The 20,534-nt window shown below is 60.6% G+C and carries 20 protein-coding genes; 12 read left to right on the forward strand and 8 right to left on the reverse strand.

Features of this window, described 5'->3' with window-relative positions; all coding sequences use genetic code 11:
- Positions 1-93: 93 nt before the first annotated feature.
- From RAE19_RS11615 to RAE19_RS11670, 12 genes are all read left to right on the forward strand, one after another.
- On the forward strand, positions 94-699 hold the full coding sequence (locus tag RAE19_RS11615; protein ID WP_428984068.1) for a TetR/AcrR family transcriptional regulator: 606 nt from the start codon (positions 94-96) through the stop codon (positions 697-699).
- A gap of 39 nt (positions 700-738) precedes the next feature.
- On the forward strand, positions 739-2,535 hold the full coding sequence (locus tag RAE19_RS11620) for an acyl-CoA dehydrogenase C-terminal domain-containing protein (RefSeq protein ID WP_313875033.1): 1,797 nt from the start codon (positions 739-741) through the stop codon (positions 2,533-2,535).
- Between the two features lie 49 nt (positions 2,536-2,584).
- Positions 2,585-3,019: a DUF2147 domain-containing protein gene (locus RAE19_RS11625; RefSeq protein WP_313875034.1), complete on the forward strand. Its 435-nt coding sequence runs from the start codon at positions 2,585-2,587 to the stop codon at positions 3,017-3,019.
- A gap of 18 nt (positions 3,020-3,037) precedes the next feature.
- Positions 3,038-5,437 carry a 3-hydroxyacyl-CoA dehydrogenase/enoyl-CoA hydratase family protein gene (locus RAE19_RS11630; RefSeq protein ID WP_313875035.1) on the forward strand — a complete coding sequence of 800 codons (2,400 nt, stop codon included), beginning with the start codon at positions 3,038-3,040 and terminating at the stop codon, positions 5,435-5,437.
- 8 nt (positions 5,438-5,445) lie between these two features.
- Positions 5,446-5,967, forward strand: a complete 522-nt coding sequence (locus RAE19_RS11635; RefSeq protein WP_313875036.1) for a DUF4442 domain-containing protein — start codon at positions 5,446-5,448, stop codon at positions 5,965-5,967.
- Positions 5,968-5,979: 12 nt separating this feature from the next.
- Positions 5,980-7,173: an acetyl-CoA C-acyltransferase gene (locus tag RAE19_RS11640; protein ID WP_313875037.1), complete on the forward strand. Its 1,194-nt coding sequence runs from the start codon at positions 5,980-5,982 to the stop codon at positions 7,171-7,173.
- A 79-nt stretch (positions 7,174-7,252) separates the two neighbouring features.
- Positions 7,253-8,059: an acyl-CoA thioesterase gene (locus RAE19_RS11645; protein ID WP_313875038.1), complete on the forward strand. Its 807-nt coding sequence runs from the start codon at positions 7,253-7,255 to the stop codon at positions 8,057-8,059.
- Between the two features lie 33 nt (positions 8,060-8,092).
- Entirely contained in the window at positions 8,093-8,857 is a 765-nt protein-coding gene (locus RAE19_RS11650; RefSeq protein ID WP_313875039.1) for an enoyl-CoA hydratase, read from the forward strand.
- 188 nt (positions 8,858-9,045) lie between these two features.
- Complete coding sequence (locus RAE19_RS11655; RefSeq protein WP_313875040.1) at positions 9,046-9,723, forward strand: TetR/AcrR family transcriptional regulator; 678 nt, start codon at positions 9,046-9,048, stop codon at positions 9,721-9,723.
- Entirely contained in the window at positions 9,723-10,607 is an 885-nt protein-coding gene (locus tag RAE19_RS11660; RefSeq protein ID WP_313875041.1) for an SDR family oxidoreductase, read from the forward strand. The genes RAE19_RS11655 and RAE19_RS11660 overlap by 1 nt, the downstream gene beginning before the upstream one ends.
- Positions 10,604-11,806, forward strand: a complete 1,203-nt coding sequence (locus RAE19_RS11665; RefSeq protein ID WP_313875042.1) for an acyl-CoA dehydrogenase family protein — start codon at positions 10,604-10,606, stop codon at positions 11,804-11,806. The genes RAE19_RS11660 and RAE19_RS11665 overlap by 4 nt, the downstream gene beginning before the upstream one ends.
- A 9-nt stretch (positions 11,807-11,815) precedes the next feature.
- Complete coding sequence (locus tag RAE19_RS11670; RefSeq protein ID WP_313875043.1) at positions 11,816-12,313, forward strand: thioesterase family protein; 498 nt, start codon at positions 11,816-11,818, stop codon at positions 12,311-12,313.
- An 8-nt stretch (positions 12,314-12,321) separates the two neighbouring features.
- On the opposite strand, the gene RAE19_RS11675 is transcribed toward RAE19_RS11670, so the two are convergent.
- The 8 genes from RAE19_RS11675 to RAE19_RS11710 all read right to left on the reverse strand — a co-directional run bounded on the left by RAE19_RS11675 (position 12,322) and on the right by RAE19_RS11710 (position 20,502).
- Entirely contained in the window at positions 12,322-13,056 is a 735-nt protein-coding gene (locus RAE19_RS11675) for a substrate-binding periplasmic protein (protein ID WP_313875044.1), read from the reverse strand.
- 163 nt (positions 13,057-13,219) lie between these two features.
- Positions 13,220-14,398, reverse strand: a complete 1,179-nt coding sequence (locus RAE19_RS11680) for an ABC transporter substrate-binding protein (RefSeq protein ID WP_313875045.1) — start codon at positions 14,396-14,398, stop codon at positions 13,220-13,222.
- A gap of 49 nt (positions 14,399-14,447) precedes the next feature.
- Positions 14,448-16,304, reverse strand: coding sequence for an AMP-dependent synthetase/ligase (locus RAE19_RS11685; protein ID WP_313875046.1), 1,857 nt, complete (start codon positions 16,302-16,304; stop codon positions 14,448-14,450).
- Between the two features lie 4 nt (positions 16,305-16,308).
- Positions 16,309-17,106 (reverse strand): ABC transporter ATP-binding protein, encoded by a 798-nt coding sequence (locus RAE19_RS11690; RefSeq protein ID WP_313875047.1) that lies wholly within the window; start codon positions 17,104-17,106, stop codon positions 16,309-16,311.
- A complete protein-coding gene (locus RAE19_RS11695; RefSeq protein ID WP_313875048.1) occupies positions 17,103-17,930 on the reverse strand; it encodes an ABC transporter ATP-binding protein in 828 nt (275 codons plus the stop codon). The genes RAE19_RS11690 and RAE19_RS11695 overlap by 4 nt, the downstream gene beginning before the upstream one ends.
- A complete protein-coding gene (locus tag RAE19_RS11700) occupies positions 17,927-19,003 on the reverse strand; it encodes a branched-chain amino acid ABC transporter permease (RefSeq protein WP_313875049.1) in 1,077 nt (358 codons plus the stop codon). Before RAE19_RS11700 ends, RAE19_RS11695 begins: the two co-directional genes overlap by 4 nt.
- On the reverse strand, positions 19,003-19,899 hold the full coding sequence (locus RAE19_RS11705; RefSeq protein ID WP_313875050.1) for a branched-chain amino acid ABC transporter permease: 897 nt from the start codon (positions 19,897-19,899) through the stop codon (positions 19,003-19,005). The genes RAE19_RS11700 and RAE19_RS11705 overlap by 1 nt, the downstream gene beginning before the upstream one ends.
- Before the next feature lie 186 nt (positions 19,900-20,085).
- Positions 20,086-20,502: an acyl-CoA thioesterase gene (locus RAE19_RS11710; RefSeq protein ID WP_313875051.1), complete on the reverse strand. Its 417-nt coding sequence runs from the start codon at positions 20,500-20,502 to the stop codon at positions 20,086-20,088.
- Positions 20,503-20,534 lie beyond the last annotated feature (32 nt).

Genomic DNA, 20,534 nt, shown 5'->3' on the forward strand with positions numbered 1-20,534 from the left:
GATTACCACTCGTCTATGTCGCTTGCCGCTGAAATCGCTATCGAGCACTCCTCTACCGAGCCCGGTGCCAAGCGCGCGCCCGCTCGACGTGCGATGCAAAAAGGCCAGCAAACCAAGGCCGCTATCGTCGAGGCCGCTTTGGGCCTCGCTACGCAGATTGGCCTCGAAGGCTTGAGCATCGGGGTGCTTGCAGAAGTCACCCAAATGAGCAAATCCGGTGTGTTTGCACACTTTGGCTCCCGCGAAGAGATGCAAATCTCGGTGGTTCGCGAATACTTCAGCCGCTTCGAGCAAGAAGTGTTTTACCCGGCACTCCATGCTGATCGCGGGTTGCCTCGCGTCCAAGCGCTATTCGGCAATTGGATGAAGCGTGTCGCGGTAGAAATCCAATCTGGATGCATCTTCATCAGCGGTGCCGTCGAATTCGATGACCGACCAGGCCCCGTGCGTGATGCGCTGGCCTTCTCGGTCCAAACCTGGCTCAGCGCGTTGTACCGCGCCGTCGTTTTGGCCAAGCAATGTGGTCACCTGCGCTCGGATGCCGATGAGCAGCAAATGGCATTTGAGATCCACGGCCTGATCCTCGCCTTGCATTACGAGGCCCGTTTTCTCAAAAACCCCGGTTCCATCGAGCGCGCGAATCAGGGCTTTTCCAACATCCTTGCGCGATATGCCGTGACCCCGGTCACCCCGAATTAAACCCACCCATACCCACCCAGTTCATCAGGAGAAAGCAACATGCCTACTTACACCCCCCCACTGCGCGACATGCAATTTGTGATGCACGAAGTGCTGAACGTGGCGCAAGACCTGCAGCAGATCCCCAAACACGCTGAGATGGATGTGGAAACCATCAACGCCGTGTTGGAAGAGGGCGGCAAGTTCGCTGCCGAAGTGGCGTTCCCCCTGAACATCAGCGGTGACACCGAAGGTTGCACGATCGACCAGACCACTCACGCAGTCACCACCCCCAAGGGCTTCAAGGAAGCCTATCGCCAGTACATCGACGGCGGCTGGGCTGCACTTGCCTGCGACCCTGAGTACGGCGGCCAAGGCCTGCCCTATGTGGTCAACGGCATGTTCTACGAAATGCTCAACAGCGCCAACCAAGCCTGGACCATGTACCCCGGCCTGACCCACGGTGCGTATGCCGCGCTGGAAACGCACGGCACCCCTGAGCAAAAAGCCACTTACCTGCCCAAGATGACCAGCGGCGAGTGGACCGGCACCATGTGCCTGACCGAACCTCACTGCGGCACCGATTTGGGCTTGATGCGCACCAAGGCCGAGCCACAGGCAGACGGCACCTACAAGATCACCGGCAACAAGATTTTCATCAGCGCCGGCGAGCACGACATGACCGACAACATCATTCACCTGGTGTTGGCACGTTTGCCCGATGCGCCTCCCGGCATCAAAGGCATCAGCCTGTTCATCGTGCCCAAGTTCCATGTAAATGCTGACGGCTCCTTGGGCGAGCGCAACGGCATTTACTGTGGCGGCCTCGAGCACAAAATGGGCATTCACGGCAATGCCACTTGCCAGATGGTGCTGGAAGACGCCGTGGGCACCATGGTGGGCCAGGCCAACAAGGGCATGCAAGGCATGTTCGTGATGATGAACGCTGCCCGTCTGGGCGTGGGCAACCAGTCTTTGGGTCTCACCGAAGTTGCATTCCAGAACGCATTGGCCTACGCCAAAGACCGCATCCAGATGCGTAGCCTCTCCGGTACCAAGGCCAAAGACAAGCCCGCAGACCCTATCATCGTGCACCCTGATGTGCGCAAGATGCTGATGACTGCCCGTGCCTACGCAGACGGCGGCCGCGCCTTGCAGGTCTACTGCTCGATGTTGCTGGAAAAAGAGCACAACCACCCCGATGAAAAAGTCCGCAAAGACGCTGGCGAAATGCTCGCTTTGCTGACCCCTATTGCCAAAGCCTTCCTGACCGACAACGGCCACATTGCCACCAACGCTTGCATGCAAGTTTTCGGCGGCCACGGTTTCATCAAGGAATGGGGCATGGAGCAGTTTGTGCGCGACAACCGCATCAACATGATCTATGAAGGCACTAACACCATCCAGTCTCTGGATTTGTTGGGCCGCAAGGTCTTGGGCAACAACGGCGCCACCCTCAAGAAGTTCGGCAAGCTGGTCGGCGCGCTGGTGGCCGAAGAAGGCGTGAACGAAAAGATGGCTGAATTCATCACCCCGATCGCCATCCTGGGCGAGCAGATGACCAAGTTCACCACCGAAGTCGGCTTCAAGGGCTTCCAGAACCCTGACGAAGTGGGCGCCGCCGCCGTGGACTACCTGCGTGTGGCAGGTCACTTGGTGTTCGGCTACTTCTTTGCCCGTATGGCCCAAGTGGCCTTACGTGAAATTGCGGCCGGTAGCACCGATCCGTTCTACACCGCCAAGCTGCAGACCGCACGCTTCTACTTCGCCAAGCTGTTCCCCGAAACCGCGACCCTGATGCGCACTGCCCGCACTGGCTCCAAAGTTTTGATGGACACCAACGCCGCTCTGGCTTAAAAAATCACTGCGTTTGCCCCATCCACTTTTAAAACGACAGGAGACTTTCATGATTCGCACATCGCTCGTAATTGCTCTCGGCCTGACTGCCACTGCCGCTATGGCCCAAATGAGCCCTGTGGGCTTGTGGCGCCAAGTGGACGATAAAACCGGCCAGGCCAAGTCGGAAATCCGCATCGTCGAAGAAGGCGGTGTCGTCACCGCCCGCATCGAGAAGCGGCTCGACCCTGCGGCAAAGCCCGAAGACAAGTGCGACGAGTGCAAAGATGACCGTAAAGGCAAGCCCATCGTCGGGCTTGAAATCATCCGTGGCGTGAAGAAGGTGGAAGGCAAAGAGGTCTGGGACGGCGGCAAGATTCTCGACCCCGCAGAGGGCAAGGAATACAACGCCCGCCTCACCCCTATCGAAGGTGGCAAGAAGCTGGAGATGCGCGGTTCTATCGCCTTCTTCGGCCGCACGCAGACCTGGACCCGCATCCAGTAAACCAATTCAGGAAAACCTATGTCCCGTTTCCAAGTCCGTAAAGTCGCCGTGCTCGGCGCAGGCGTGATGGGCGCGCAAATCGCAGCCCACCTCGTCAACGTCAAAGTACCCGTGGTGCTGTTTGATCTGCCCGCCAAAGAAGGCCCCAAGAATGGCATCGTCACCCGTGCTATTGAGAACCTCAAGAAGCTCAAGCCCGCCCCCTTGGGCGTGGTGGATGACGCTGGCCTGATCGGCCAAGCCAACTACGAAGAGCACCTCGAACAGCTGCGCGACTGCGACCTCATCATTGAGGCCATCGCCGAGCGCATGGACTGGAAGCTGGACCTCTACAAAAAGATCGCGCCCTTCATCGGCCCCAACACGATTGTTGCGTCCAACACTTCCGGCCTGTCGATCACCAAACTGTCGGAAGCGCTGCCAGAAGAAATCAAGCCCCGCTTCTGCGGTATCCACTTCTTCAACCCGCCCCGCTACATGGCGCTGGTGGAGTTGATCAACACCCCCACCACCGAAGCCCACTACCTCGATGCGCTCGAAGGCTTTGTGACCAGCACCCTGGGCAAGGGCGTGGTGCGTGCCAAGGACTCCCCCAACTTCATCGCCAACCGCGTCGGTATCGCCGGCATGTTGGCCACCATGAAGGAAGTGGAAAACTTCGGCCTGACCTATGACGTGGTCGATGACCTGACCGGTAAGAAGCTGGGGCGCGCATCCTCCGGCACATTCCGCACTGCGGACGTGGTCGGCCTGGACACCATGGCCCACGTGATCAAGACGTTGCAAGACACGCTCAGCATCGACACCGATCCCTTCTACGAGAGCTTTGCCACCCCTGTGGTGCTCAAGACGCTGCTGGAAATGGGCAACCTGGGCCAGAAGTCCAAAGCCGGTTTCTTCAAGAAGGTCGGCCGCGACGTGCTGCGTTTCGACGGCGAAAGCCAAGAGTACGTGCCCGGTGGTGAGAAGGCCGACGAGGTCTACGCCCGCATGCTCAAGAAGCCAGCCGCCGAGCGCCTGAAGCTCCTGCGCAATGCCGAAGGCAAGCAGGGTCAGTTCCTGTGGGCCATCCTGCGCAACAGCTTCCACTACGCTGCCATTCACCTGGCGTCCATCGCCGACAACGCCCGCGATGTGGACTTCTGCATGCGCTGGGGCTTCGGCATGAAACAAGGCCCTTTCGAGCTCTGGCAAGAGGCCGGTTGGCTCGAAGTGGCCAAGATGGTTCAAGAAGATATCGACGCCGGCAAGGCCCTGTGCAAAGCGCCGCTGCCCGAGTGGGTGTTCAAAGGCCCCGTGGCAGATGCCGGTGGTGTGCACACCGCGGCAGGTTCCTGGAACCCCACCACAGGCACCTTTGTACCGGTGCGCAAGCTGCCCGTGTACGAGCGCCAGCACTTCCCCGAAAGCGTATTGGGCTCCAACGCGCCCAAGGCCGAGACAGCAGGCAAGACTATTTTTGAAGACGAGTCCATCCGCCTGTGGACGCTGGATGAGCCGGTGCTGATTGCCAGCATCAAGACCAAGATGCACGCTATCGGTGGCGGCGTGATCGAAGGCCTGCTGCAAGCCCAGGAGCTGGCCGAGAAGGAATACCAAGGCTTGGTGATCTGGTCGCCGGACGAGATGTTCTCCGCCGGTGCCGACCTGCAAGGCATGATGCCTGCCTTCATGATCGGTGGCGCCAAAGCCATCGAAGGCGCAGAAGCCGAGCTGCAAAACGCCATGCTCAAGCTGCGCTATTCCAAGGTGCCCGTCATTTCCGCCATCCGCGGATTGGCGCTGGGCGGTGGTTGCGAGCTGGCCGTTTACTCCAGCAAGCGCGTGGCGGCGATGGAAAGCTACATCGGCTTGGTGGAAGTTGGCGTGGGCCTGGTGCCCGGTGCCGGCGGCCTGACCTACATTGCACGGCGCGCCGCGGAGAACATGGCACTGTCCACCTCCAAGGATCTGCTGCCTTTCCTGACCGAAGGCTTCACCGCTGCGGCCATGGCCAAGGTAGGCACCAGTGCGCTCGAAAGCCGCAAGTTGGGTTACCTGCTGGAGAGCGATGTGGTGGTGGCCCATAAAGACGAGCTCTTGTTCGTGGCCATCAACGAAGCCAAGGCTTTGTACACCTCCGGCTACCGTGCACCGCACAAGCGCAGCTTCCCTGTGGCCGGTCGCAGTGGCATTGCCACGATCCGCGCCCAGTTGGTCAACATGCGCGACGGTGGCTTCATCAGCGCGCACGATTTCCATATCGGCTTGCTGATTGCAGAGGTGGTGTGTGGCGGCCAAGTGGATGCCGGCACCCTGGTGACGGAGGAATACCTCATGGCCATGGAACGCAAGGCCTTCTGCAGCCTGCTGACCCACCCCAAGACGCAAGAACGCATCATGGGCATGATGTCCACCGGCAAGCCGGTGCGTAACTGATCGCCGGCATGAGCATTCCCGCTGCCCACGCATCGACCGCCCGGCCCAACCGGCTGGCGCGTTCGGTTGCCAAGCTGGACCGCGTGCCTGCGGCCTTGCGTCCTTGGTTGCGCAACAAGGTCATGGGCCGTGCGGTGCCGTTCACCGGCACTGCGGGCCTTAACTTCGCACACATGGCGCCTGAACGTGTGGAGATTGCCGTGGCCAATGTGCGCCGCGTGCAAAACCACATTCAGGGCGTGCATGCCGCTGCCATGGCGCTGCTGGCCGAGACGGCAACCGGCATGGTGGTGGGCATGAATGTGCGGGACGACTGCCTGCCCCTAGCCAAGACGATGCGCATCGACTTCAAACGACGTGCCCAAGGCGCCATGCGCGCAGTGGCCACTTTGTCGGATGCGCAACGCCAGCTCATGCAGCAAAGCGATAAGGGCGAGGTCAGCGTGCCGGTACTGGTCAGCGACGAATCGGGCGAACAGCCCATTCAATGTGAATTCATCTGGGCGTGGATACCCACCCCGAAAAAATAAAGGAGTTTCCTCATGAAACAAGTCCAAGACGCTTACATCGTTGCCGCCACGCGCACGCCCATCGGGCGTTCCGGCCGCGGCTATTTCCGTAACACCCGCCCTGACGAGTTGCTGGTGTCTGCCCTGCGCAGCGCCATGTTGCAAGTCCCCACCCTGGACCCCAAGGCAATTGAAGACGCCATCATCGGTTGCTCCTTCCCTGAAGGCGAGCAGGGCATGAACATGGCCCGCGTAGCCGTGGGCCTGGCGTTTGACCACCCCGTGGGCGGTATCACCGTTAACCGCTTTTGCGCGTCGGGCATTTCCGCCATTCAGATGGCGGCAGACCGCATCCGTGTGGGCGAGGCTGATGTTTTGATCGCCGGCGGTGCCGAGTCCATGAGCATGGTGCCCATGGGCGGCGGCAAGCCCTCGTTCAACCCCGAAGTGTTCGCCCGCGACGAAAACGTCGGCATCGCCTACGGTATGGGCCTGACCGCAGAAAAGGTCGCCCAGCAGTGGAAGGTGACACGCGAAATGCAAGACGCCTTCGCCCTTGAATCCCACTTGCGCGCCATCAAGGCCCAGCAGGCCGGCGAGTTCACTGACGAGATCACGCCCATCGATGTGATCGAGCGCACCCCCAACCTGGCAACCGGCGAAGTGTCCACCCGCACCCGTACCGTGAACCTCGACGAAGGCCCACGCCCCGACACCTCCATCGAAGGCCTGGCCAAGCTCAAGCCCGTGTTCGCTGCCCGCGGCAGCGTGACCGCCGGTAACAGCTCCCAGACCAGCGATGGCGCAGGCGCTTTGATTCTGGCCAGCGAAAAAGCCGTCAAGCAGTTCGGCCTGACTCCGCTGGCCCGTTTTGTGAGCTTTGCGGCCCGTGGTGTGCCACCTGAAATCATGGGTATAGGCCCGATCGAAGCCATCCCTGCCGCCCTGCGTTACGCCGGTCTGCAGCACTCCGACATCGACTGGTTCGAGCTGAACGAAGCCTTTGCCGCCCAGTCGCTGGCCGTCATCAACACCTTGGGTCTGGACCCGTCCAAGGTCAACCCCATGGGTGGCGCGATTGCGCTGGGTCACCCGCTGGGCGCTACCGGTGCCATCCGTGCGGCTACCGTTATCCACGCACTGCGCCGTAACAACCTGAAGTACGGCATGGTCACCATGTGCGTAGGCACAGGCCAAGGGGCTGCCGGCATCTTTGAGCGCGTGTAAAGCGCGTCACACCAAGGCCACCTTCGGGTGGCCTTTTGCATGGGGCTGTATGCTCCGCAGCCATCTGGAGATCGCTTGAATGAGTACCCACGTTTTTGATGAAGCCATCGCGCTGCAAGCGCAGCCGGATGGCAGCTGGACAGGCCACACCCACCCGGCGTACGCCAACATGGTGGGGCCGTTTGGCGGCATCACTGCGGCACAGGCCCTGAACGGAGTGCTGCAGCACCCGGAGCGATTGGGCGACCCGGTGTCGCTGACGGTGAATTTTTGCGCGGCCCTGGCCGACGGCCCCTTCACCGTCATGGCGCGCGCGGCGCGCACCAACCGGTCGACCCAGCACTGGACCATCGAGATCCAGCAGGGGGATGCGATTGTCATGACCGGCACGGCGGTGACCGCCGTGCGCCGTGAGACCTGGGGCGTGGACGAAGAGCCCATGCCCCTGTGCCCGCCACCCGCCGAAGTACCGCCGCCGCAAGTCATGGCGCCCATGGAGTTTGTGAAGCGCTATGAGCAGCTGCCGGTGACCGGCCAGTTGCCCGCGGTGTGGGATGGCAGCGGCCACAGCAGCCTGAGCCAAATCTGGGTGCGTGACAATCCGCCGCGTCCCCTGGACTTTGCGTCGCTGGCCTGCATTTCAGACGTCTTTTTCCCCCGTGTGTTTATCCGCCGGGCTACCCATGTGCCTGTGGGCACGGTGTCGCTGACGGTGTACTTTCATGCAAGCGCCGAGCAGTTGGCTGCCACCGGTACCGGCTATCTGCTGGGGCAAGCGCAGGCGCAAGCCTTTCGCAACGGCTTTTTTGATCAGAGCAGTCAGCTCTGGAACGAAGCCGGTGTGCTGCTGGTGACCACGCACCAGATCGTCTATTACAAACAGTGATCCAATCACCCATCCCTTTTTGAGCGAGCGACTATGCAAGACATCCTGATCCACACCGACGCCGGCATCACCACCATCACCCTGAACCGGGTCGAAAAAAAGAACTCCTTCACCCAGTCCATGTACGCCACCTGCGCCGACGCGCTGGACGCGGCGCGTGACGACGCTGCGGTGCGTGTGGTGGTGTTCCAGGGCGACGCCACCGTGTTCAGTGCCGGCAACGACATCGGCGACTTCCTGGGCGCACCGCCCAAGGCGCAGGACGCACCGGTGTTTCGCTTTTTGCGGGCTCTGGCGGCCTTCCCCAAGCCAATCGTTGCGGCGGTATGCGGCCCGGCGGTCGGCATCGGCACCACGATGCTGTTCCATTGCGACCTGGTGTACGCAGGTGATAACGCAGCTTTCTCCATGCCCTTCGTGAACCTGGGCCTGTGCCCTGAAGCGGCGTCCAGCCTGCTGGTGCCCCAGATGATGGGTTACCACCGTGCCGCCGAGGCCTTGCTCATGGGCGAGCCCTTCATGGCCGAAGCCGCCCTCGAAGTCGGTCTGGCTAACCGCGTGGTACCGCCCACCGAAGCCAATGCCGTCGCCCAGGCTCAGGCCCGCAAGCTGGCTGCCAAGCCCATCGCCTCGCTGATCGAAACCAAGCGCCTGCTCAAGAAAGGGCAGATGGAGCAAGTGCTGGCCCGCATCGACGAAGAAGCCGTCAGCTTCGGTCGCATGTTGGGTGAGCCTTCTGCCAAAGAGGCGTTCACCGCGTTTATGGAGAAACGCAAGCCAGACTTCACCAAGGTCTGACTTTCAAGTGTTTTGGGCTGCTAGCGCTCGTTCCATCTGCGCGAGTAGCTCCTAAAATAATAGCAATCTGAAGCTGGGGTGCTGCCTTTGCACCTCAGCTAAAAAGCGCCAAGACACTCGCGTTTTCCCTGAGTATTTTTGCCAAGCAAGCGCTTGCTGAAAATAGGTGGGGCTGGTATGGTCGACACATGACCCCTACCGAGACCCTGCCTGCCGCGCCCGCTGAAGATGCCGCCCCACCCGAGGCCAAACGCCCGCGTGGCCGTCCCCGCAAAACCGAAGACGAGCGCGATGACGGCAACCGCCGCCACGAGCTGCTCAAGGCCGCAGCCCAGCTCTTCCGCCGCCAAGGGTTCGCCGCGACCACCACCCGCGACATCGCCAACTCGGCCGGCATGCAGAGCGGCTCGCCTTTCTACCACTTCAAAAGCAAAGACGCGCTCTTGTTCGCCGTCATGGAGGCGGGCATGCATTCGGCGCTGGCCAACCAGCAGCGGGTGCTAGGTGACGCGGCCTATGCCGCACTGAGCCCGGCCGACAAACTGCGCCGCCTCGTCCATGCGCACTTTGAGGTGCTGCTCGGGCCGGGTAATGACTTTGTGCCGGTCATGCTATATGAGTGGCGCTCCTTGCAGCGCCCGCAGCGCAAGGTGCTGCACAAACTGATTGCCGCCTACGAGGCCCTGTGGATGCCGGTGTTGCAGGCCCTGCAGGACAGCGGCCAGCTCAAGGCGCCGGTGGGCGTGGCGCGCCTGCTGATTCTGGGCGCGCTCAACTGGTCGGTGCAATGGTTCGACCCCGCCAAAGGGGCCACGGTAGAAGCGCTCGGCGGACACGCCGTCGCCATGTTCATTCAGGAGGTGTGATGCATTACGGTTCTGTCTTCGCGCCCGGCTTATTCGCTGGCAAAGTGGTGGTGATTACCGGTGGCGGCTCCGGCATCGGCCGCTGCACAGCCCATGAGCTGGCATCCTTGGGCGCCACCGTGGCGCTCATAGGCCGCAAGCCCGAAAAGCTGGAGAAAGCGGCCACTGAGATCACCGAGGACGGTGGCAACGTCAGCCAGCATGTGTGTGACATCCGCAATGAAGACGCCGTGAAGGCCTGCGTGGCTGCCATCGTGGCGCAGCACGGCCGTATTGACGGCCTAGTGAACAACGCCGGCGGCCAGTACATGACACCGCTGGAAGCCATCAGCGCCAAGGGCTGGGAGGCGGTGATCAACACCAACCTGACCGGCGGCTTTTTGATGGCACGGGAATGCTTTAGCCAAAGCATGAGCAAGCATGGCGGCGCCATCGTCAACATCGTGGCCGATATGTGGGGCTCCATGCCCGGCATGGGGCACAGTGGTGCCGCGCGCGCCGGCATGGTGAGCTTTACCGAGACTGCAGCCACCGAGTGGGCAGGCCGTGGGGTGCGGGTGAACGCCGTTGCGCCAGGCTACATCGCCTCCAGCGGCATGGACCACTATCCGCCCGAAATGGGTCCCATGCTGCGTGAAATGGCCAAGACCGTGCCCTTGGGCCGCTTTGGCACCGAGGCCGAAACCTCCGCCGGCATTGTGTTTTTGCTGAGCCCTGCAGCAGCGTTCATCAGCGGAACCACGCTGCGCATCGACGGTGCACGGCCCCAAGTGCGCATGGGCTGGCCTATGCGCGTGGCGGACGAAAAGGCGCAAGCCCGCGATGCCATCAAGCCCTTCAACGGCTTTCACCGCGCAAGCACGCCCAAGGTGTTTCAGTCATGAGCGCGCTCCCTGAGTCGGCGCAGGAGTTCGGCCCCGAGGATGTGGCTGCCGTGGAAGACGCGGCGCGCCGCTTCATCCAGGCCGAGGTGGCCCCGCATCTGGCGGACTGGGAAGAGGCAGGGGAGTTCCCCCGCAGCCTTTACCAGCGCGCTGCCGATCTGGGGTGGCTGGGGCTGGGCTACCCGGAGCGCTTTGGCGGCACACCGGCGCCTTGGGCGCTGCGCAACGCGCTCACGATTGCGCTCGCCCGCAACGGGGGCAGCGGCGGCCTGATGGCCAGCCTGTTCAGCCTCAACATCGGTTTGCCGCCGGTGCTGCGCCATGGCTCTGCGGCCTTGCAGCAGCTAGTGGTGCCCGATGTGCTGGCCGGCCGCAAGATTGCTGCGCTGGCGATTACCGAGCCCGGTGGGGGCACCGATGTATCGGCACTCAAAACCACGGCCCGCCTGGAGGGCAACGAGTACGTGGTGGATGGTGAAAAAACTTTCATCACCTCCGGCATGCGCGCCGACTGGATCACGGTGGCGGTGCGCACCGACCTGAAGAACAAAGGTCAGAAATCGGGAGCAGGTGGCATCTCCATGCTCATGGTGCCCGGCGATGCGCCCGGCTTGTCGCGCAGACCCCTCCAAAAAATGGGCTGGCATTGCTCAGACACCGCGCAGTTGCGCTTTGACGGCGTGCGGGTGCCGGCCTCCAACCTCGTGGGCGAGGAGGGGGCGGGTTTCAAGATCATCCTTACCAACTTCAATGGCGAGCGCTTGTCCATGGCAGCCATGGCGCTGGGCTTTGCGGAGTGCTGTTACGACGAAGCCTTGAGCTGGGCTCAGCAGCGCAAAACCTTTGGCACTGCGCTGATTGATCACCAGGTGATCCGCCACAAGTTCATGGACATGAAGATGCGTATCGAGTCCACCCGCGCTTGGCTGCATGCGGTGGCCGCCCGGGCGGACGCCGGTGACCGCGGCGACAAGTCTGCCAAGGGTGCAGAGTGGGTGGCGCAGGTGTGCCTGCTCAAGAACCATGCGACGCAGACCATGCAGTTCTGCGCTGACCAGGGCGTGCAGATTCTGGGTGGCATGGGCTACATGCGGGGCACGGCCTGCGAGCGCATTTACCGCGAAGTGAAGGTGATGATGATCGGCGGCGGCGCTGAGGAGATCATGAAAGAGTTGGCAAGCCGTCAGCTCGGCCTGTGAGAATGCGGCATGCCTAAAACCCCCCATGCAGAGCAAGCCGCAGCGCCCATCGTTTTTGAGCCGGAGTTCATCGAAGGCCTGACCCGCATCTTTGAAGTGAGCATCGTTTTCAACCAGATGCTGGGCTTGAAGATCAGCTCCATCACCCCTGACAAAGTAAAGGCCCGCATTGCCATGCGCCCGGAGCTGGTGGGGCACTATGCCTACAACCGCATACACGGCGGCGTGATCAGCGCAGGGCTGGATGCCATGGGCGGCCTGGCGGTGATGGCGGCCATTGGCGCACGTCACATGGACGAAGCGCCTTCGCAGCGCCTGCACCGCTTTGGCAAGCTGGGCACCATCGATTTGCGAATTGACTACCTGCGCCCCGGCATCGGCGAAACGTTCGAGTTACACGCTGAGGTGATGCGCCTGGGCTCACGTGTGGCGTCTACCCGCATGGAGTTTCTGGGCGCGGATGGCAAGTTGCTGTCTACTGGGTCCGCGGCTTACATCGTCTCCTGACAGGCCGCTCAGGCGTTGTTGGCGTATTGCGCCACGATCTTTGCTGCCTGCCCACTCCGGGTGATTTTGCTGGCGGCTTCGGCGAGACGTGTGCGGTCTGCTTGCGCAAATCCGGCGGTGGCCCATAGGTTGAGGTCCAGCCGCCCCAATACAAACGCCGCTCCCAAGTCGGCGGAGCGCATGCCTTCCTCGAGGAGTCCCTGCCGTAAAGAGTGGCGCACGCTTGCAACCGCATCCACCCGGCCGCTGCGAAGCAACTGCAACATGGACGACAGCGAGTTGGTGCGTTGATGCAAGACGCCTTCCAAATCGGCAATCATTCCGTAGCCTGCGCCACCGCTCAAGCTGGCAATGCGCAAGCCCCGCAGCGAAGCCCTGCTGTCCAGGACCAGACCTTTGCGCGGGAGCACTTCGACTTCCAATTGGGTCAATCGCGCAATAGATTGGACTTCGGAATCAAAACCCGGGACCGGTAGCAAGATGGTGAGGTCGGACGACCCGCGATTGATGTTTTGCAACGCACGGGCAATCGGCACCAGCCGCGTTTCTATGGGATGTCCGCAGGCTTTCGAGAGCGCCTGCGCAAAGTCAGCCATGACACCGGTGATGGATCCATTGGGCTGAACGAAGCCGTAAGGAATCACATCAATCACGTCAAGCAGCCAAGGAGGCGCTGCCACGGAGGCCGAAGCGATCCCGAGGGGGAGGGTGGTTAAGGTGGACAGTAGGTGTCGTCGATCCATGGTGGAAGCACTCAAACCTTGCCCGAAGGCGTTATGGACTCCACAAGAAATACCGCCTGACCATATTAACCCTCCACCATGGGTTTGGGATAGGGTGCTCACCCGCGGGTGGCCCCATAAAAAAAGGCCACCCGTGGGTGGCCTTTGTGTCGCTTGCGGCAGCTTACTTTTTGGCAGGCGCGTCGCTCACATACTCAGACACGACTTTCCATTTGCCATCGGTGATCTGGGAGAGACGCGAAGCGTTACTACCCAGGCGTTTGGTGGCAGTGAAAGTCTGCACGGGGGCGCCGAACATGTCTGCCGGAATGGTCATGCTATCCATGACCTTGATGTAGGAATCCGTCGTCAGATTCTTGCCGGCCTTGTTTGCCGCAGAGGCAAAGGTGTTGACGATCATGTAGCCGTAGACCGAGAAGACGGTGGGATCTTCATTGAACTTGGTTTTGTACTTGTTGGCCCAGAAGCGGATGCCGGGGGTTTGCTCATCGGTGTAGGGGTTCTGCACGGTCATGGCGGCGTAGAGGCCGTCCATGGCTTTGCCGCCGATCTTGTGGATCAGATCGGTGTAGGCCGCACTCGAGCCGATGAAGGTGGGGTTGTAGCCCAGCTTACGAGCAGTGCCGATGGCGCCGATGGTCTCGCGGATGATGGTACCCAGCACCACAAAGTCGCAACCGCCGGCCTGCATTTTGGAGACTTGGGATGAGAAGTCGGTCGCTCCACGTTTGTAGGAGGTCTTCTCAGCGAATTCCATGCCGATGGTCTTCAAGCCGTCTTCACCACCCTTGAGCACTTCGAGTCCGAAGTCGTCATCCTGGTACAAAGTGCAGACCTTCTTGGCGCCTTTTTCCTTCACCAGCTTGGGCACGGCCAGTCGCATCTGGTCGTAGTAGGGGGCTGCAAACGAGTACTTGAGCTTGTTGAAGGGCTCATACATTTCACGGGCGGCGGTGATCGGGAAGAAGTTGATCACGTTCTTCTCGAATTGCACCGGCATGGCCGCCATGTTCTGGGCGGTGCCGATGTGGCCGACCATCATGAAAATCTTGTCCTGGTTGACCAGCTTCTGGGCAGCGAGCACGGCCTTCTTGGGGTCGTAGCCGGAGTCTTCCACCAGCAGTTTGAGCTTGCGGCCGTTGATGCCCCCTTGCTCATTGATTTCGTCCACGGCCAGCAGCATGCCGGCGCGGGATTGTTTGCCGAAGCCGGCCAAGGGACCGGAGAGGTCCTGGATGGAGCCCAGCAGGATTTCGTCTTTGCTCACGCCTTGTTGTTGGGCGCTAGCAAAAGTCGCGGTCAGGGCCAGGGTGCCCAGTGCGATGGCGGTACGCAGTTTCATGGTTGTGTCTCCTCGTTGGTTCTCTTTGCAAAGGGGTGCAGCACAGCTGCTATCGGTACATGGCCTCTATCCGGGCTTCGTATTTCTTCTCCACCAGCTTGCGTTTGAGCTTCATGGTGGGGGTGAGTTCCTCATCTTCCGCGGTCAACTGGTTTTCCAGCAAGAAAAATTTCTTGATCTGCTCGACGCGCGCAAACTTTTTGTTCACCCGGTCCAGTTCCGCCTGAATCAGGGCCTGCACTTCAGGGGCGCGGGTGAGCGACGCGTAGTTACTAAACGGAATATCCGCGTCTTGCGCAAACTTTTCCACGTTCTCCTGGTCGATCATGACGATGACGGTCAGGAACGGTCGCTTGTCGCCAATGACCACCGCATCGGTGATGTACGGCGAGAACTTCAGGTCGTTCTCCAGCTCGCTCGGGGTGATGTTCTTGCCGCCAGCGGTGATGATGATGTCTTTCATCCGGTCGGTAATCCGGAAGTAACCGTCACCATCCACCACGCCCACGTCCCCAGTGTGCAGCCAGCCATCGGCGGTGATAGTTTCCGCCGTCTTCTCCGGCAGATTCAGGTAGCCGGCAAACACATTCTTGCCCCGCACCATGATTTCACCGGTCGCGGGGTCCAGCTTGACCTCGTTGAAGGGGGCTGCCGGGCCGATCGAACCGGGTTTGATTTTGCCGGCCGGTACGCCGGTGGAGGCGCCACAGGTCTCGGTCATGCCCCAGACCTCGAGCATGGGGACGCCCAGCGCCAAATACCAACGGACCAGATCCGGTGAAATCGGTGCCGCACCGGTAATCAGGAACCGTGAGCGATGGATCCCGATCAGCTTGCGCACGTTGTTCAGCGCCAGTACTTGGGCCAGTTTGAATTGCAGCTTGAGGCCTGCGCCCACGGGTTGTCCCGCGAGCACCAGATCGGCGATGCGGCCACCCACACCGATACCCCAGCCATAGACCATTTGCTGGATCTTGCCGGACTCTTTGAGCGCGATCATGACGCTCGAGTAGAACTTCTCCCACACCCGTGGCACTGCAGTGAACACCGTGGGGGCGATCTCGCGCACGTTCTCGGGGATGGTCTCGGGGTTTTCTACAAAGTTAAGTTTGGCGCCGGTATAGAGCGAGAAGTACTCACCACCCAGCCGCTCAGCAATGTGGCACAGAGGCAAAAAGCACATGCGCTCATCGCGCGCGTCTTGTGCGATGAGGGTGTTGTATCCCCTGATCGCGTAAACCAGGCCTTCGTGCAAGTGCATGGCGCCTTTGGGCTTGCCCGTGGTCCCTGAGGTGTAGACCAGAATCGCCAGGTCTTCGGGTTTGCAGTTGGCGCTGCGTTGGGTTACTGCGTTCGGGTTGGCTGCGTTGTAGGTGCGGCCCAGTGCGCGCAGGGCGTCAAGGCTGATGACGTCCGGATCGTCAAGGCCACGCAGGCCCTCCATGTCCATCACCACGATTTTGCGCAGGGTGCTGCACTGCGCGCGCACTTCCAGGGCTTTGTCGAGTTGTTCATCGTCTTCGACGAACAAGATGCTGGTGGTGGAGTCTTCACACAGGTAGTGCACCTGGCTCGGCGCATCGGTGGGGTAGATCCCGTTCGACACGCCACCCGCCGACAGCACAGCCAGATCCGCCCACACCCATTCGACGACGGTGTTGGCCAATATGGATGCGGTGTGGCCTTGTTCAAAGCCAAGGCTGATCAATCCGCCTGCAATTTCGCGTACGGCTTCGGCCGTCTGGTTCCATGTCCAGCTACGCCAGAGCCCTAGGTGCTTTTGGCGCAGCCAGATGTCGGGGCCACGGGCGGCCACGGCGTTCCAGAACATGGCCGGTATCGTGTCACCGGTCATGGCAATACCACTTTGTGGCTGGATGTTGCTGGTGTCCCAGAGTCCGTTCATGCTGCTATCTCCAGGTTTTCTTCTTTTTCCAACGACGTTCCCCGCGCACACCGTCCTCCTTCATGCCAAGGTAAAACTCTTTGATATCGTCTTTTTCGCGCAGGTTGGCGCAGGTGTCTTCCATGACGATACGGCCGTTTTCCAGCACGTAGCCGTAGTCCGAGGCGTTAAGCGCCATGTTGGCGTTTTGTTCGACCAGCAGGATGGTGGTGCCGCGCTCGCGGTTGATACGCACCACGATCTCGAAAATCTCCTTGGTGAGTTTCGGGCTCAGGCCTAGGCTGGGCTCGTCCAGGAGAATGAGGTCGGGGTCGGCCATGAGCGCGCGGCTGATCGCCAGCATCTGCTGCTGCCCGCCTGAAAGCAAGCCCGCATCCTGGGTAGCGCGCTCTTTCAGAATCGGGAAATAGCCGTACACCGTGGCGATATCTTTGGCAACGCCATCGCGGTCAGAGCGGGTAAAGGCCCCCATGAGCAGGTTGTCATGCACGCTGAGCAGGGGGAAAACCTCACGCCCTTCAGGCACGTGGCTCAAGCCCTCTTGCACGATGTGGGCTGGATCGCGCGCCGTGATGTCCTGGCCCTTGAATTCGACCGAGCCCTTGCGCGGATCGATGATCCCCGAGATGGTTTTCAGAATCGTAGTCTTGCCCGCTCCGTTGGAGCCGAGCACCGTGGCTATTTCGCCACGACGCACCTGCAAGCTCACACCACGGATGGCTTTGATCGGCCCATAGGCACTCTCAACGTTCGAGAGCTTGAGCACCGGCTGGTCGCTGATAGGTGGGGGCAGGGTGCTCATGCAACCTCCCGCGCGGGTTGGCGGCGCAAGGACGACACATCGTCGATCGAGCCCAAATAGGCTTCCACGACCGCAGGGTCCGTTTGCACTTCGCGGGGGCTGCCCATGGCCAGCACTTCGCCCTGGTTCATGGCCAAAACCCGGTCTGACACCTTGGATACCAGGCTCATATCGTGTTCCACCATGAGCACTGTGATACCCAACTCGTTTTTGATGTCCTGGATCCAGAATGCCATGTCGTCGGTTTCTTCCACATTCAAGCCGCTGGAGGGCTCATCGAGCAACAGCAGTTTGGGCTCGGTGCACAGGGCGCGGGCCATCTCCACCACCTTGCGTACGCCGTAAGGCAGGCCGGCAACCAACGAGTCGCGGTAGTGCTGCAGGTCAAGAAACTCAATGACTTCTTCGGCCTTCTCCCGCGCTTTCAGTTCAGCCTCGCGCACCGCGGAGGTGAACAGCAAGTCCTGCCAGAGGCTGGTTTTGCGGTGGGTGTGACGGCCGATCAGTAGGTTGTGCAGCACGCTGGCGTGCTCAAACAGCTCGATGTTCTGAAAGGTCCGGGCAATGCCTAGCGACGCCACATCCTGTGGCGCTTGATCGGTCAGTTGCAGCATGCCCTGCGGCCCGCGGTAGGCAATGCTGCCGGTCGTGGGGGTGTAAATGCGGCTGATCAGGTTGAACACCGTGGTCTTGCCAGCGCCATTCGGGCCGATCAGGGTGAAAACCTCACCTTGCTTGACGTCGAAGCTGACTTTGTTGACCGCCAGCACGCCGCCGAAGCGCACGCTCAGGTCTTGGGCGGAGAGTAATGTGTCGGTGCTCATTTGAGGCGATCAGACTTTTGGAAGGATTTCTGCCGCTTGAACATGCCCTTGCGGTAGAACGGGAACATTTGCAAATAGGTGCGCACCTTGAGCCAGCGGCCGTACAAGCCCATGGGCTCGAACAGCACAAACGCAATCAGGACGCTGCCGTAAATCACGCTTTTCAGACCGGGAGCCTGACCGATGATTTCCGGTAAGAACTCTTTGCTCAGCGAAATACCCTGCGGCAGGATGATGAGGAAAATAGCCCCCAGAAACACCCCATGCACCGAGCCCAAGCCGCCGATCACAATCATCAACAACAAGTCAATCGATTGCAGCAAGTTGAATTGGTCGGGCGAAATGAAGCGCAGGTTGTGCGCATACAAGGCCCCCGCCATGCCGGCTAAAGCCGCTGAAATTGAGAACGACAGGGTCTTGTAATACGCGAGATGGATGCCCATGCTCTGGGCTGAAATCTCAGAGTCGCGAATCGCCACAAACGCCCGGCCGGTAGGCGAGCGAAGCAGGTTCAAAATGCCCAAGGTGCACAGCACAGTGAGCACCAGGCAGACAAAGTAGAAGCCGGTGCCACTACTCAGGTCATAGCCGAACATCCGGATCGCCGCGACCGACTTGCCCGCGTTGCCCCCGGTGACAGATTCCCAACGCGCAAACACCTCTTCGATGATGAAGCCGAACGACAAAGTCGCCATGCCCAGGTAAATACCTTTGAGCCGCAATGCAGGGATACCCACCACCATGCCGATCGCTGCAGACAGCGTGCCGGACAAGGCAAGTGCCACCACAAAGGGCACTCCCATTTGCACCAGATAGGCCTGTGTGTAAGCACCCACGCCAAGGAAGGCGGCGTGGCCCAGAGAGAACTGGCCGGTAAAGCCCGCCAGCAGCATCAGGCCGAGCCCTGCAATCGCATAAATCAGCACCAGGTTCAGCTGGGCCAGGCTGTATTCGGTCAGCAGCCACGGTGCCGCCAATAGCAGGACGATAAGCGCGCTGTACCAAAAAACGTGACCGCCGTGTTTGGCAAGCTTGATGTCCTGCGCGTAGTCGGTTTTGAAAATAAAACGCATCAGACTTTCTTCCGCAGTTTTTCGCCGAACAGTCCATTCGGCTTGACCATCAACATAACCAACACCACCACATACGGTGCGGTGTCCTTGAATCCGTCGGGCAGGTAGAAGCCGGCAAAAGACTCCACCAGCCCGATGACAAGCCCACCGACGATGGCGCCCGGCAAGCTACCGAACCCGCCCACCACGGCGGCAGGGAACGCCTTCAGGCCAATGAAGCCCATGTTGGCGTGCACAAAAGTGATGGGGGCGAGCAGTATTCCGGCAATCGCGGCAACCGCCGCGGCAAGACCCCAAGCCAAGCCGTTCAGGCGTTGCACCGGGATCCCCATGTAGTACGCGGCCAACTGATTCTGGGAGGCGGCCTGCATTGCGATGCCCAGCTTGGTGTAGCGGAACAGGGCGAACAACAGCACGCACAACACGCCGGTCGCACCGATGATGACGAGGTGTTCCACGTTGAGCACCAGGGCGCCAATGCCCATCTCATTGCCGCCGAACTTCAGGATCTCGTCTTTGTAGGGCACAGCCAAGGCGTTGGTGTCGGTACCAATACCGGGGATCATGGTGATCAGCCCGCGCGCCACATAGCCGATGCCGATGGTGAGCATCACGATAGAAAACGCGGGTTGCCCCAGGATCGGGCGGATGACCATGCGCTCCAGGAAGATACCGAATACGGCCATGCCCAGGATCGCGCTGGGTACAGCGATCCAGTAAGGCATGCCCAGCATGGTCATGCCCACCAGTCCGCCGAAGGCGCCCAACATCATCAGCTCGCCTTGGGCGAAGCTTACGGTTTCGGTGGCCTTGTAGATCAATACAAAGCCGAGTGCAATCAGGCCGTAGATGCACCCTTGTGCTACGCCGCTGATCAGCAATTGAAGGAACTGCACGTTGTCTCCTCTGGAAGTGCAGTTCGGTTATAGCGGGGTGCTCTTCAATCGCCGATAGGGTTCCCACTGATCTCGTTGTCCCTTAGAAAGCCCTTTTTTGCGCCGGGGCTTCCTGCTGCGGGTTATCTGCTAATCGTGCCTGTAGCGCCCGCTTTGTATGCGCGGGTAGCTATCAAAAACGTAGCGTTATTCGCCGGTTTTGTTGATGGGGCGCGGGCGTCCCTGGTCGTCTATGGCGACATAGGTGAGTGACGCCTCGGTGACTTTGGTGTAGTTTCCTTGCGACCGGTAACGCTCGGCATAGACCTCGACCTTGACCGTGATTGAGGTGCGTCCGATCCGGCTCACTTTGCTGAAAAAACTCAAGATGTCGCCCACGCGCACCGGCTGCTTGAATATGAATTCATTCACCGCGACGGTAGCCATACGCCCCTGGGTGTAGCGTGCGGGTAGCACGGAGCCGGCGAGATCGACCTGGGCCATGACCCAGCCGCCGAAGATGTCGCCGTTGGCATTGCAGTCCCCCGGCATGGGGATGACTTTGAGCACCAACTCCTGATCGACGGGCAATTGGACATGGGCGGGGCTTGGAACAGTAGACATGGGCACAATCCTGACTTGAAACTTCTCTGAAT

Origin of the sequence: Rhodoferax potami (assembly GCF_032193805.1) — a bacterium.
In the GTDB taxonomy this organism is placed as follows: Bacteria; Pseudomonadota; Gammaproteobacteria; order Burkholderiales; family Burkholderiaceae_C; genus Allorhodoferax; species Allorhodoferax potami_A.